This is a genomic window from Lutimaribacter pacificus, from assembly GCF_900142185.1.
Taxonomy (GTDB): domain Bacteria; phylum Pseudomonadota; class Alphaproteobacteria; order Rhodobacterales; family Rhodobacteraceae; genus Lutimaribacter; species Lutimaribacter pacificus.
The window spans coordinates 369,933-382,920 of the sequence record NZ_FQZZ01000003.1; the positions used below are offsets into that span (position 1 = coordinate 369,933).

The 12,988-nt window shown below is 61.9% G+C and carries 12 protein-coding genes and 1 tRNA gene; 7 read left to right on the forward strand and 6 right to left on the reverse strand.

The genetic code is table 11. The annotated features are described in order from the left end of the window. The first annotated feature begins 12 nt into the window (after positions 1–12). The 4 genes from F3H87_RS10660 (at position 13) to truA (ending at position 4,334) form a co-directional block, all read left to right on the forward strand. A complete protein-coding gene (locus F3H87_RS10660; protein ID WP_149788760.1) occupies positions 13–441 on the forward strand; it encodes an FKBP-type peptidyl-prolyl cis-trans isomerase in 429 nt (142 codons plus the stop codon). A gap of 204 nt (positions 442–645) precedes the next feature. After that, positions 646–1,242, forward strand: a complete 597-nt coding sequence (locus F3H87_RS10665) for a hypothetical protein (RefSeq protein ID WP_149788759.1) — start codon at positions 646–648, stop codon at positions 1,240–1,242. Between the two features lie 410 nt (positions 1,243–1,652). Further along, a complete protein-coding gene (locus tag F3H87_RS10670; RefSeq protein ID WP_149788758.1) occupies positions 1,653–3,278 on the forward strand; it encodes an AMP-binding protein in 1,626 nt (541 codons plus the stop codon). Positions 3,279–3,566: 288 nt separating this feature from the next. Next, on the forward strand, positions 3,567–4,334 hold the full coding sequence (gene truA, locus F3H87_RS10675; RefSeq protein WP_149788757.1) for a tRNA pseudouridine(38-40) synthase TruA: 768 nt from the start codon (positions 3,567–3,569) through the stop codon (positions 4,332–4,334). A gap of 60 nt (positions 4,335–4,394) precedes the next feature. On the opposite strand, the gene hisD is transcribed toward truA, so the two are convergent. The 4 genes from hisD to F3H87_RS21815 all read right to left on the reverse strand — a co-directional run bounded on the left by hisD (position 4,395) and on the right by F3H87_RS21815 (position 7,737). Beyond that, on the reverse strand, positions 4,395–5,699 hold the full coding sequence (gene hisD, locus F3H87_RS10680) for a histidinol dehydrogenase (protein WP_149788756.1): 1,305 nt from the start codon (positions 5,697–5,699) through the stop codon (positions 4,395–4,397). Between the two features lie 129 nt (positions 5,700–5,828). Further along, on the reverse strand, positions 5,829–6,299 hold the full coding sequence (locus tag F3H87_RS10685) for a DUF2948 family protein (protein WP_149788755.1): 471 nt from the start codon (positions 6,297–6,299) through the stop codon (positions 5,829–5,831). Continuing rightward, the gene (murA, locus tag F3H87_RS10690; protein ID WP_149788754.1) at positions 6,296–7,564 is read right to left on the reverse strand and encodes a UDP-N-acetylglucosamine 1-carboxyvinyltransferase; all 1,269 of its coding nucleotides are present in this window, start codon (positions 7,562–7,564) and stop codon (positions 6,296–6,298) included. The genes F3H87_RS10685 and murA overlap by 4 nt, the downstream gene beginning before the upstream one ends. Beyond that, a complete protein-coding gene (locus F3H87_RS21815; protein WP_188129223.1) occupies positions 7,564–7,737 on the reverse strand; it encodes a hypothetical protein in 174 nt (57 codons plus the stop codon). Before F3H87_RS21815 ends, murA begins: the two co-directional genes overlap by 1 nt. A gap of 88 nt (positions 7,738–7,825) precedes the next feature. Between F3H87_RS21815 and F3H87_RS10695 the strand changes: the two genes are divergently transcribed. After that, positions 7,826–7,900, forward strand: a tRNA-Thr gene (locus F3H87_RS10695). A 79-nt stretch (positions 7,901–7,979) separates the two neighbouring features. Further along, positions 7,980–9,506, forward strand: a complete 1,527-nt coding sequence (locus F3H87_RS10700; RefSeq protein ID WP_149788753.1) for a DUF6538 domain-containing protein — start codon at positions 7,980–7,982, stop codon at positions 9,504–9,506. A 349-nt stretch (positions 9,507–9,855) separates the two neighbouring features. Here F3H87_RS10700 and F3H87_RS10705 read toward each other — a convergent pair whose 3' ends face one another. Both F3H87_RS10705 and F3H87_RS10710 read right to left on the reverse strand, forming a co-directional pair. Beyond that, complete coding sequence (locus F3H87_RS10705) at positions 9,856–10,194, reverse strand: hypothetical protein (protein WP_149788752.1); 339 nt, start codon at positions 10,192–10,194, stop codon at positions 9,856–9,858. A gap of 96 nt (positions 10,195–10,290) precedes the next feature. After that, a complete protein-coding gene (locus F3H87_RS10710) occupies positions 10,291–11,631 on the reverse strand; it encodes an AAA family ATPase (protein ID WP_149788751.1) in 1,341 nt (446 codons plus the stop codon). A gap of 587 nt (positions 11,632–12,218) precedes the next feature. Between F3H87_RS10710 and F3H87_RS10715 the strand changes: the two genes are divergently transcribed. Further along, positions 12,219–12,857, forward strand: coding sequence for a recombinase family protein (locus F3H87_RS10715; protein WP_149788750.1), 639 nt, complete (start codon positions 12,219–12,221; stop codon positions 12,855–12,857). Positions 12,858–12,988 lie beyond the last annotated feature (131 nt).

Sequence of the window (12,988 nt, forward strand, 5' to 3'; positions counted from 1 at the left end):
CAGGATATCCTTATGACGCAGGTCAAACCGGGCGATACCGTCCGTATTCACTATACCGGCACGCTGGCTGACGGATCTACCTTCGACAGCTCCGAAGGGCGCGACCCGCTGGAGTTCACCGTCGGGTCCGGCCAGATCATCCCCGGCCTCGACAAGGCGATGCCCGGCATGGCGGTGGGCGAGAAGAAGGTTGTCGAGGTGCCCTGCGACGACGCCTATGGCCAGCCCGACCCGAACGCCCGCCAGGCGGTGCCGCGCGCCGAGATCCCGGCCGACATCCCGCTGGATATCGGCACGCAGCTGCAGGTGCAGACCCCGCAGGGCCAGGTGATGCCGGTGACGGTGGCCGAGGTGACCGAGACCGAGGTGACGCTGGACGCCAACCACCCGCTGGCCGGGCGCGACCTGACCTTCGCGATCGAGCTGGTGTCGATCGACTGATCCCGGGGGCCGATAACGGTGTCCCGACGGGCGCGCGGCGTGCTGCCGCGCGCCCGTTTTCTTTGCCACCGTTTCGGGAAATACCTGGGCCGTCATGTATCGCTTTTTGCATTCGGGCCGAAGGCGGGAGGCCGCGAAAAGCGATTCAGGATTTTCCCGAAACGCTCTAGGCTGGGCGGGACCGAACCGCGAGGGAATCGCCCCATGCCATCCACCGCCGAAACGCTGATCGCCCGCATCCGCGAGTTGCAGGACGAGCTGGAACAGGAGATCGCCCGCCGGCGCGAGGATTTCCGCTACAACCTGCGCCACGGGCGGGTCGAGTTCGAGGAAGAGGCCCGCCGCCGCCAGCGGGAATTCCGGGTGCGGCTGAGCACCTTCCTGCGGCAGACCCGGCCGATGGTGGTGCTGACCGCGCCGGTGATCTACGCGATGATCGTGCCCTTCGCGCTGCTGGACCTGTTCGTGACGATCTATCAGGCGGTATGTTTCCCGGTCTACGGCATCCCGAAGGTGCGGCGCGGCGATCATATCCGCATCGACCGGCACCACCTGGCCTATCTCAACGGGCTGCAAAAGCTGAACTGCGTCTATTGCGGCTATGCCAACGGGCTGATCGCCTATGTCCGCGAGATCGCGGGCCGGACCGAGGCCTACTGGTGCCCGATCAAGCACGCCGCGCGGGTCGAGGGGCGGCACGGGCATTATGCCGGTTTCGTGGATTACGGCGATGCCGAGGGGTTCGAACCGGGCCTGCAGGCCGCGCGCGAGCGGGTGACCGAAAGGCGGGAGCGGGGGTGAGTTGCCGCTTTTCCGGGCCGCCGCAACAGGTTGCGTCGCCAGACCCTGTGAAGGATTCGCGCCCCGCCCGGAACAGCCGCGCAGCGGCCCGGGCATCGCACGGCCGCCCCCAGGCCGGGCGATTGGCTGCCGCAGGTGCCACGGTTTGAGGGAGGACGTGGCGGCACGATAAAATGCCATGCCACAGGCGTCGGATCGCCCGACCGCGGCCGTGCGCTGCCCTCTGTCGCAAGCCTCTTGAAAGGCAGGTCCGCCCGGCAACCCGATCTCAACCCCCGCGAAAAGACTTACCGCCCCCACGCGTCATTCCCTTTCCCGCCCCAATCAGGGCCTTTCCATTCCCCGCCGTCACGCAATAGTCTGGCCGCCGGGCGGCACGCCCGCGATCAATCTTGCAAGGGAGGACCGTCATGGGCTGGATGAAGGACGAAACCGGGCTGGGCAAGACGCCGGCGAATTACGTGCCGCTGACGCCGCTGTCGTTCCTGCGCCGCGCGGTGCAGGTGTTTCCCGACCACGAGGCGGTCGTCTACGGCCCGGTGCGCCGCGACTACGCCCAGTATCACGAGCGTGTCACGCGGCTGGCCTCGGCGCTGCAAAAGCTGGGGGTGAAACCGGGCGATGTGGTCGCCACGCTGCTGCCCAACATCCCCGCGCAGGCCGAGGCGCATTTCGGCGTGCCCGCCTGCGGCGCGGTGCTGAACACGATCAACACCCGGCTCGAGGCCGATACCGTGGCCTATATCCTCGATCACGGCGAGGCCAGGGTGCTGCTGGCCGATCCGCAATTCCTGCCGATGGCCGCCGAGGCGATCGAGCGGATGGAGGGCGCCGCCCCCATCGTGATCGAGGTGGCCGACGACCATGCCGGCGTCCATGCCCACGGGCATTACATGGAATACGAGGCGCTGCTGGAAACGGGCGACCCGGATTTCGACTGGATCATGCCCGAGGACGAGTGGGAATCGCTGGCGCTGAACTATACCTCGGGCACCACCGGGCGGCCCAAGGGCGTGGTCTATCACCATCGCGGCGCCTATCTGAACGCGATGGGGCAGGTCATCAGCTGGCGCATCACGCTGCATCCGCGCTACCTGACCATCGTGCCGCTGTTTCACTGCAACGGCTGGTGCCACACCTGGATGATGCCCGCGGTGGGCGGCACCGTGGTGTGCTGCCGCGACATCCGGGCCGATGCGATATTCGACGCGATCGCGGATGAGAAGGTGACGCATTTCGGCGGCGCCCCCATCGTCCTGAACACGCTGATCAACGCGCCCGAAAAGGACCGCCGCGATTTCGATCACGTGGTCGAGGTGTTCACCGCCGGCGCACCCCCCGCCCCCGCCACGCTGGCCAGGATCGAGCCGATGGGCTTCAACGTCACCCATGTCTACGGGCTGACCGAAACCTACGGGCCCGCCACCGAATGCACCTGGCAGGGCGAATGGGACGGGTTGCAGGGCGACGACCGCGCCGCCGTCAAGGCACGCCAGGGCGTCGCCATGCCCTTCATGGAGCCGGTGCAGGTCTGGGACGAGAAACACGCCCCCATTCCGATGGACGGCACCACGCAGGGCGAGATCGTGTTTCGCGGCAATGGCGTGATGAAGGGATACCTGAAGAACCCGCAGGCCACGCAAGAGGCGTTTGCCGGCGGCTATTACCATTCCGGCGACATCGCGGTGCAGCACCCCAACACCTATCTGCAGATCGCCGACCGCGCCAAGGACATCATCATCTCGGGCGGCGAAAACATCAGCTCGGTCGAGATCGAGGGCGTGCTGATGGGGCATCCCGACGTGCTGCTCTGTGCCGTCGTGGCGAAACCGGACGAGAAATGGGGCGAGGTGCCCTGCGCCTTCGTCGAGCTGAAGGACGGCCACAGCGCCGACGAGGCCACGCTGATCGCCTATGCCCGCGACAGGCTGGCCGGGTTCAAGACGCCGAAACACGTGGTGTTCCAGGAACTGCCCAAGACCTCGACCGGGAAGATCCAGAAATTCCAGCTGCGCGCCATCGCCAGGGACATGTAGGTGCCCCGCCGTTCGGGCGGATTGCAACAGAAGGGCATCGCGTGGCCGCGGTCGGGCGATTCGAGGTCTGTGACTGGCATGTTATCGTGCCGCCATCTCCTCCCTCGGACCGTGGCACTTGCGGCAGCCAATCGCCCGGCCGGGGGACGGCCGTGCGATGCCCGGGCCGCTGCGCGGCTGGTCCGGGCAGGTGCATGTTTCGAGTGTCACAAACATCGCCAACTCTGCCCCGATTGCACCCTGCCACATCCCGCGCCATAAGGTGGCGATCACCCGAGGACCGACCCGATGCCCCGCTATGCCCTGAAGATCGAATATCACGGCGCCCCCTTCGCCGGGTGGCAGTGGCAGGACGACCAGCCCTCGGTGCAGGGCGCGCTCGAGGCGGCGTTGCGGCGGCTGGAGCCCGGGGTGCCGCGCATCGCGGCGGCGGGCCGCACCGATGCCGGGGTGCACGCGCTGGGGCAGGTCGCGCATTGCGACATGGGCCGGGAGTGGGCGCCGTTCCGCCTGTCCGAGGCGCTGAATTACCACCTGAAACCGCAGCCCGTTGCCGTGACCGCCGCCGCGCGGGTCGACGATGACTGGCACGCGCGGTTCTCGGCGACGGGGCGGCACTATCTGTTTCGCCTGCTCACCCGCCGCGCCCCCGCCACGCACGAGGCCGGGCGCGTCTGGCAGGTGAAGAACCCGCTCGACATCGGTGCGATGCGCGCAGGCGCGGCGCATCTGATCGGACATCACGATTTCACCACCTTCCGCTCGACCATCTGCCAGGCGAAAAGCCCGGTCAAGACACTGGACGAGATCGCCATCACCGAAGGCCCGGGCTTCAACGGCCCCGAGATCCATTTCCGCCTGCGGGCGCGGTCGTTCCTGCACAACCAGGTGCGTTCCATCGTCGGCACGCTGGAACGGGTCGGCGCGGGATCATGGGCGCCGGAGGACGTGAAAACCGCGCTTCTGGCACGCGACCGCGCCGCCTGCGGCCCGGTCTGCCCGCCGCAGGGCTTGTATCTTTCAGGCGTGGATTACCCCGCCGATCCGTTCGCCTGAGGCCGGGCCTGTTTCAGGACGGGCAACGGCCGGGGCCGGTCCCGCATTGCCCCCGGCCCCCTACCCTTCGTTCAGGCGGTTGAGCCTTGCGCGCACGCTCAGCCCGTGGGCTTCGAGGCTTTCGGAAATCGCCAGCGTTTCCGCCGCCGGGCCGATGGCCGCCAGCGCGCCGGGGCTCATCTTCGCCAGCGTGGTGCGCTTGAGGAAATCCATCACCGACAGGCCCGACGAGAACCGGGCCGAGCGTGCGGTAGGCAGCACGTGGTTGGGCCCGCCTACGTAATCGCCGATCGCCTCGGGCGTCCAGGCGCCAAGGAAGATCGCGCCGGCATGGGTGATCTTTTCGGCCAGCGCATCGGGGTCTTCGACGCACAGCTCCAGGTGTTCGGGCGCCACGCGGTTCGACAGCGCGGCGGCGGTCTCAAGATCGGGCACGGTGATGATGGCGCCGAAATCGCGCCAGCTTGCCCCCGCGATCTCGCGCCGGTCCAGCGTCGTCAGGAAGCGTTCGACCGCCACGCCGACGGCCCTGGCCATGACGGGGCTGTCGGTGACCAGGATCGACTGCGCGCTTTCGTCATGTTCGGCCTGGCTCAGCAGGTCCAGCGCCAGCCAGTCGGGATCGTTATCGGCATCGGCGATGATCAGGATCTCGGAGGGGCCGGCGATCATGTCGATCCCCACCTTTCCGAATACCCGTCGCTTGGCCGCCGCCACATAGGCGTTGCCGGGGCCGGTGATCTTGTCCACCGGCGCGATGGTTGCGGTGCCATAGGCCAGCGCCGCGATCGCCTGCGCCCCCCCGATGCGATAGATCTCGTCCACACCGGCCAGCCGCGCCGCCAGCAGCACCAGCGGGTTGGCCTGCCCGTCCGGCGTGGGCACCGCGATGGCCAGCCGTTCGACGCCGGCCACCTTGGCCGGGATCGCGTTCATCAGCACCGAGGACGGGTACGAGGCCAGCCCGCCCGGCACATAGAGCCCCGCCGCCGAAACCGGCGTCCAGCGCCAGCCCAGCATCGCGCCCTCGGGGTCGGTCCAGGACTGGTCCTGCGGCATCTGCCGCACGTGGTAGGCGCGGATGCGCTCGGCCGCCAGTTCCAGCGCGTCGCGCTCATGCGCGGGCACCTGCGCGATCAGCGCGTCCACCTCGGCGGCGGAAAAGCGCAGCGTATCCGGCGTCAGGTCAAGCCGGTCGAATTTCGCCGTCAGTTCGATCAGCGCCGCATCGCCCCGCGCGCGCACATCGGCGATGATCCCGGCGACTACCTCGTCGACATCGACGCTGTCCTCGCGCTTGGCCGACAGAAGGACGGCAAAGGCGGCTTCGAAACCGGGATCGGTGGCATCGAGAAGAACGGGCATGGCGGCTCCTTTTCGTTGCGCGACCCATACTTGGAACGCCCGGCGCCCTCAAGGGCCAAGCATCGCGCGGGCCCGCATGGCAGGCCCTGCCGGGTATAGCATGAAACCGGAGGCGCGGCCGGGCCGCCGTCACCCGTCGTGATGCGGCGCCTTGCGCGAGGGCGCGCGATAGGGGCGCGTCACGTCGCGCAGCGTGGCCTCCAGCGCCTCGACCTCCAGCCGGATCGCACCGTCGCCGGCCAGCTGCAACTCCAGCACGCCGCCCGGCGCGTCGCCGGGCTGCCAGTCGACCGCCAGCAGCGACAGGATCGTGTCGGCATCGCCGCGCGGCACGCCCTGGCTGGCCACCTTCTGCACGTTGTCCACCGCCAGGACCGATTGCACCCGCTCCGGCCCGTGCCGGTCGCGGCCGCGATCCTCCCAGCGGAACCGGTTGAGCAACAGCGCAAAGCGCCGGTCGCGCGGGCGCCACGTCATTTCCGAGGCCGGGAACACCGCGTCCTGCACCAGCGCCGAGATCACCTTCAGGTCGTCCTCGTCAAGGGCGCCCAGGTTCAGCGGCGTCTCGCGCCCGTCCTCGAACCGCGCATCATCCGTCACTGGCCAGAGATCCTTTCGATATGGGCGCCGACATTGCCCAGTTTTTCCTCGACCCGCTCATACCCGCGATCCAGGTGGTAGACGCGGTTGACGATGGTCTCGCCCTCGGCGGCCAGCCCGGCAAGGATCAGCGACACGCTGGCGCGCAGGTCGGTCGCCATCACCGGCGCGCCCTTCAGCCGCTCGACCCCGGTCACCGTGGCGGTGCCGCCATGCACGTCGATGCTCGCCCCCATGCGCATCAGTTCCGGCGCGTGCATGAAGCGGTTTTCGAAGATCTTTTCCTCCAGCACGCTGGTGCCCTCGGCGGTGCACAAAAGCGCCATCATCTGCGCCTGCAGGTCGGTCGGAAAGCCGGGGAAGGGTTCGGTCGTCACATCGACCGCGCGTACCCGCCCGTTCTTGCGGCTGACCTTGAGCCCGCTGTTGGTCTGCTCGACCGAGATTCCGGCGGCGTCCAGCTTTTCACAGAACGCGCCCACAAGGTCGATCCGCCCGCCCAGGCATTCGACCTCGCCGCCGCAGATTGCGGGGGCCAGCATGTAGGTGCCCAGCTCGATCCGGTCGGTCACCACCGGGTGCGTCGCCCCGCCCAGGCGGTCGACGCCCTGGATGGTGATCTCGGACGTGCCCTCGCCCTCGATCTGTGCGCCCATGCGGCGCAGGCATTGCGCAAGGTCCACGATCTCGGGCTCGCGCGCGGCGTTCTTCAGCACCGTGGTGCCGCGCGCCAGCGTCGCCGCCATCAGCGCGTTTTCCGTGGCACCCACCGACACGAAGGGGAATTCGACGATCCCGCCCTTCAGCCCGCCGGGGGCCTTGGCGTGCACGTAACCGTCCTTCAGCTCCATCTCGGCGCCCATCGCCTCGAGCGCGCGCAGATGCAGGTCGACGGGGCGCGCGCCGATGGCGCAGCCGCCGGGCAGCGACACCTCGGCATGGCCCTCGCGCGCCAGCAGCGGCCCCAGCACCAGGATCGAGGCGCGCATCTTGCGCACGATATCGTATTCCGCCCGCGTGCCCGACAGCCTGTGGCTGGACAGCGCCAGGACCTGCCCGTCCTGCATAGAAGCGACCTCGGCCCCGAGCGAGCGCAGCAGCTCCGACATGGTGCGGATATCCGACAGCCGCGGCGCGTTGGTCAGCGTCAGCGGCTCGTCGCTCAGCAACGTGGCGGGCATCAGCGTCAGGCAGGCGTTCTTGGCGCCCGCGATCGGTATCTGCCCGCTCAGCGCGCCGTTCCCGCGCACGATAATCGAATCCATCAGCCCTGCCCCTCTTTGCCTGTATCCCTGCCCGTCCCGTGGGCGTCCTGACCCGCGCGCGCACGCGCCTGCTCCTTGCGCCGCGCCATATTGGCCTTGAGCGCGGCCTTCAACCGCGCATCGCGCCCGGCGTCCTTTTTCGGCTGGGTCTTGCCCGTTGTCTTGCGGTCCATGCCCCCTCTCTACAGCAGGGCGAAAAATCCGTCCAGATTGCGCTTGCACCCGCGCGGATTTGCGTCTAATCAGCCGCCCACGAACGGCGCTGCTGTAGCTCAGAGGTAGAGCACTCCCTTGGTAAGGGAGAGGTCGAGAGTTCAATTCTCTCCAGCAGCACCATGATTTCCCAAACAAACACAAATACTTGCGCGAAATCAGCGCATTCCGCTTGTCGACTCCTACACAGGAGTCCTACACAGTGACCTTAATCATGCCCCGTCCCGTGAAAGACCCTGAGAGCGGAATCTACTACATCCGCGTGCGCGTTCCTGCCGACCTAGTGGCTTCGGTCGGTCGTAAAGAGGTGTCCAAGTCGCTCCGAACAAGAGAGCCTGTGGAGGCTAAGGAGCGGTTCGCAGCCGAGTATGCGGCGCTACAACGCCGATGGACAGCCCTGCGGGCCAAGCCTGAACCCCTCCCTCTTAAGCAGATCGTCAGCTTGGCAGGTCAAGTCTATCAGCGCCTCATGGCGACGTTGGACATTGAACCCGGTGAACCTTCGGTCTGGGAACAGGTTAGCCGGTTAAACGCACAGGCAGCCGACAACGACAAGGCGCTTGAGCAATGGTATGGTCCGACGGTTGACGAACTGCTGATCGAAAAAGGTATTGCGACGGACCCGTCGAGCAGGACACGTCTGCTTAAGGAAGCCCAGCGCGCATGGGAGCAAGCGACGGAACAACAGCACAAGCGGTCACAGGGCGACTTCTCACCCGACCCCGACGCCAATCGGTTCCCGGAATGGTCGCCCGAAAAGAAGCTCTCAGAACCATCATCGGGGCCGACACTCTCAGACCTGTTCCACAGGTGGAAGAAAGATCATCTTGCCAATGGCAAATCGGAAAACACGGTCAAGGACTTCCAGCAGAAGCTGGACGCCCTGAAAGAATATCTGGGGCATGAAGAAGTTGATCGCATCTCCCCGCGAGAAATCTCCGAATGGACAGACCATCTGCGGCACGAAAAGGGTCTCAACCCCAAAACGGTCAGCGGGAAATACCTTGCTGCTGTCAAGACCGTCTTCCGGTTGGCCCGTTCCAAGTTCCTGATAGACAGCGACCCGGCGCAAAGCGTCAGCGTGAAAATTCCCCCGAAGGTCAAATCACGGTCCTCTGGCTTTACCGAAGCAGAGGCAAAGCGCGTCTTGTCCGCCGCGAACAAAGTGTTCGAACAGTCATCGAACATGGCGCACCATAACAAGCTGGCATGCCGCTGGGTCCCTTGGATATGCGCTTACACAGGAGCGAGGGCGGGTGAAATCACTCAGCTTCGCAAGGAAGACCTGACCGTCGTAAACGGCATTCCGCAACTCACCATCACACCGGAAGCCGGAAGCGTTAAGGCGGGTATGTATAGGGTCGTTCCGGTCCATCCTCACTTACAGGAGATCGGCCTTTTGGACTTCATCAGAAACGCAAAGAGCGGCTATCTATTCCACTCTGGGCCATCAACCCCTGCAGAGGCTGTGAAACGCTCAGGCAACGCCAGAGACAAGATCGCTGTCTGGGTGAGGGAAAGCGCCGGAATTACTGATGAACGCATCCAGCCAAACCATGCGTGGCGACACAGGTTCAAGACGGTGGGTAGAAATGCGGATATCGCCCCAGAATATCTCGGGGCCATCCAAGGCCATGCTGGACGCACCGCAGGGGAAGACTACGGTGAATATCCGGTCGAAACGCTATACCGGGAAATCTGCAAGCTGCCGCGCATCGAGGTTGATTGAGTGGCGCAAGTGACTTGTTTGGCTCTAGCGGCAGGCGTGTCAGGTGAATGCTTCCGCTTCATAGCCTAAAAAACAAAACAGCCAGTCTCCCTCCTTACATCTCCACTGGTTAGGTGAAACTATTCATAACAGTCGGGCATCTGTCCACCGGTCCAGATACGAGAAGCTGTCACTAACATTGAGCTTCGGGCTACCCTCGGGGACTTCATTTATTTCATTGGAAAAATCTGTCTATCCCAAATTGATATAACGCCTGCGCGGCGCCCCCCATTGGGGTGCCTTTTCGTCGCCGGGCAGTTCATAAGCCTCATTTCAAAGCTTCAGCTGGACGGCAGCCCTGCCAAAATCGTTAACCGCGATGTTTCTCAAAAAGTGAGGCGGCGACAGGTCCTCTGGTAGTTGATTTGACTACTTTTCCTTTGGGCTTAAGAAAATTCGTATTTTTGAAATCGCTAATAAGATTCTGGTCGTCAGTATAGACTAATCGGCAATGCGACAATTCTGCCAAAGCCAGAATATGAGGATCATCTGAAGAAATCGCTCGGGCTGCCATGTTTGCTTCTTCGGCATCAACTGCGGTATTATCCAACCGCATGGCCCGACCAGAGCGTATCCATTCAAGTAATAGGCCTCTTAACTTGGTTTCAGAAAGTTCTCTAAGCAGTCTACCGCCAACAATCACCTTCATTCGCTTGTCCGCTACTCGCCTCAGAATTTCAGGCGCATGAGCAGCATGCGGCGGTGAGAAGTCACTAGCGCGATTTGCATCAATAATTATTGGCACCTATAGCCCCAGAATCTTCATCTGCTCACCAATAAAGAACGAGCGGTATGTTTCTGGAGGATTGACCGGCTCCCCTAATTCGTCCAATTCAATTTCCGTTATCTTGTTTTCTAGTCTATCCCGCTCAAAGAAAAGAATTGAAACGTCTTCTTGCCTTAACTGCTTATTGGCTATGGCCCTGCGAACTCTATCAACGATAAAGTCACTATGCGTCTCAAGAACGAATTGAAGCCCAGTTCTTTGTTGAGAATCCACGATGAACTGTCCAAGAGCAGCCTGTGCCTGTGGATGCAAGTGCACTTCAGGTTGCTGAACCAAAAAGTAGCCTCCTCTTTGACCCGTAGCGATACTATACAAGATCGGTAAAACTTGGCTTGCGCCGTATCCAAGATCAACCAAGTTCATCTTCGGACCACCTGAGGAAAACTGTAGCTGAAATGGATCACTCGCGGTTTGTCCAAATGATTTGACCGAAATCTCCTTAAACATACCGGACTGTTTTCCGAAATCTTCAATTGTGCCCCTTATTGAGCTCCATTCATCCTTGTTTTGCCCCCTAGCACGATAGCGTTTGGCGATTTCGTAAGGAACGTGAGAACCTTCCCCATCCTCACGCTCCGTTCCAGGAGTATAAGTCCTCTGAGGTCTTGTCCGAATTGCTGAAGTGGCTTCAATAACACCCCTTGTTCTACGAACTAGACTTTCAGCAAGATCGGAGAGCATCGAGATTTCATTCTCGATTGATGAGAGAAAATCGCTCTGCCCCTCTGTTCTGTGTCTAAGCCGGAATTTGAGGTCCCGGATTAGAAATGGCCAATATCGTGCAAATTCAACCTTTGCGACCACAGGGGCAAAAGATGGCTCATCCAAGACATGCCGCTCATTATTTTCCCCGACGTGGGCTATCTGTATGCCGTCGGAGACAATGGATGCCTCAAGCCCTGCGCGACCTGTTGAAATACTCGCTTTAACCACAGCTGCGTGTGAGTCAACGCTATTGAAAAACAACTTTAGTTCTACTGAATAATTTCCAGATAAGTCGGTAGAGCGGGATTTCCTCATTTGCATATTTTGGCGCAACGATATGGAAAACTGCGATGCGCGGCCACCGCGTCCGCCGCGAAAATGTGAAATTTGATCGAATGTTCCTAGCTGAAATGGATCGCTATTGAAACTAGGCTCGGCTCGGTTGGACAAGAAGTCTTGCACATACTTCATACCGGCCAAAAATGATGTTTTCCCCGCACTATTTTCGCCCACCAGAATGGTGATCGGACGAACCGGAACATACCCTTGATTATGGAATCCTCGGAAGTCTTTCAGTGAAAGATCAAAAGTCATTTGAAGTTCTTACCCGCATCATCACTTATAGTTAGCACGATTGTGACCGCTCGGTTGCTCCCAAGAAGCCTGTCCTCCCAGTTGAGTCTGACACTTTGGAGATAGAAGGTCTAGACGTCAGATAATCAACTGAGGTTGGCCTCTTTGGGCTGCCTACTTAGCCAACCGATCAAGTTCGATTAGGACTATACACAGTCATAATTCATCAAGACAGTCTGGTTGCCAGAACAGCGCCACTACAGGGACTTGAGAAGATTCACGTATCCGCCAGAAGAAGACCGCGATGAGTGCCTTCCATCACTGCAAGAAGTTCTTGGTGAGGTGTTTTCGATCGTTTTTCTTGGGGCTACCTAACTCTCGATGATCCCTGCTCTTTGGGATCGGCGATTTCGAACACTTGGGTCAAAGCCACGACGGGCAAGAATGCGTCATCAGTCGCTTTTTATGTCGCGGAAGTCGCCAGTCGTTCACAAGGGCATACCTCAAAGAACATCTCAGGCGGACACAAAAAGCCTGTTCACTGTGGTTGACTTGTCCTTGTGAACATATCATGTATGTGAACAGAAGCTCTGAGAACAGGTGACCCCATGTCCAAGACCATCCTTTATGTCCGCGTCTCCACAACCGAGCAGACCAGCGACCACCAGCTTGAACAAGCCCGCAAGGCTGGCTTTGAGGTTGACCAGGTGGTGACCGATCACGGCACCTCCGGGGTGACCACCAGGCTGGCAGACCGGGAAGGCGGCAAGCGTCTCTTCGATCTTCTGCGCGGGGGCGACACACTGGTGGTCCGCTGGGTGGACCGACTTGGCCGCAACTATCAGGACGTAACCGACACTATCAGGGAGTTCATCAACAGGGGGGTGACGATCAAGACCGTGATCAACAGTATGGTCTTCGACGGCACGACCAAGGACCCGACGCAGAAGGCCATCAGAGACGCGCTGATTGGCTTTATGGCTGCAATGGCAGAGGCACAGGCAGAAGCCACTAAGGAAGCCCAGAGGGCCGGTATAGAGCACCACAAGGCTGCCTCCCCGGAGAAATTCAAGGGACGCAAGCCAACCTTCGACCGGGCCAGCTTCGAGACGGTGAAGGCGATGCTGAATGCTGGTCAGGGTCATTCGGCCATAGCAAAGGCAACGGGCGTCAACCGGAACGCAGTGATCAGGATTGCTCAAGACCCGGCGAAGGCAGAGGCGGCGCTGGTTAAGTGGGGGCTGTGAAGCTGCCTCAAGCCACGATTGACCGAGTTTTTGAAAGCCTATGGCAGTCGTCTGGCGGGGTGTCGATATTGAACGTCAGGTAATGGGTGGATGAACTTTTCGTCTTCCTCTAATAGAGCGTTCACCCCCCT

Excerpts from the sequence above, each read along its gene's own strand:
- F3H87_RS10660 (WP_149788760.1), top strand. The coding sequence starts at position 13 with ATGACGCAGGTCAAACCGGGCGATACCGTCCGTATTCACTATACCGGC.
- F3H87_RS10665 (WP_149788759.1), top strand. The coding sequence starts at position 646 with ATGCCATCCACCGCCGAAACGCTGATCGCCCGCATCCGCGAGTTGCAG.
- F3H87_RS10670 (WP_149788758.1), top strand. The coding sequence starts at position 1,653 with ATGGGCTGGATGAAGGACGAAACCGGGCTGGGCAAGACGCCGGCGAAT.
- truA (WP_149788757.1), top strand. The coding sequence starts at position 3,567 with ATGCCCCGCTATGCCCTGAAGATCGAATATCACGGCGCCCCCTTCGCC.
- hisD (WP_149788756.1), bottom strand. The coding sequence starts at position 5,699 with ATGCCCGTTCTTCTCGATGCCACCGATCCCGGTTTCGAAGCCGCCTTT.
- murA (WP_149788754.1), bottom strand. The coding sequence starts at position 7,564 with ATGGATTCGATTATCGTGCGCGGGAACGGCGCGCTGAGCGGGCAGATA.
- F3H87_RS21815 (WP_188129223.1), bottom strand. The coding sequence starts at position 7,737 with ATGGACCGCAAGACAACGGGCAAGACCCAGCCGAAAAAGGACGCCGGG.
- F3H87_RS10705 (WP_149788752.1), bottom strand. The coding sequence starts at position 10,194 with ATGAAGGTGATTGTTGGCGGTAGACTGCTTAGAGAACTTTCTGAAACC.
- F3H87_RS10710 (WP_149788751.1), bottom strand. The coding sequence starts at position 11,631 with ATGACTTTTGATCTTTCACTGAAAGACTTCCGAGGATTCCATAATCAA.
- F3H87_RS10715 (WP_149788750.1), top strand. The coding sequence starts at position 12,219 with ATGTCCAAGACCATCCTTTATGTCCGCGTCTCCACAACCGAGCAGACC.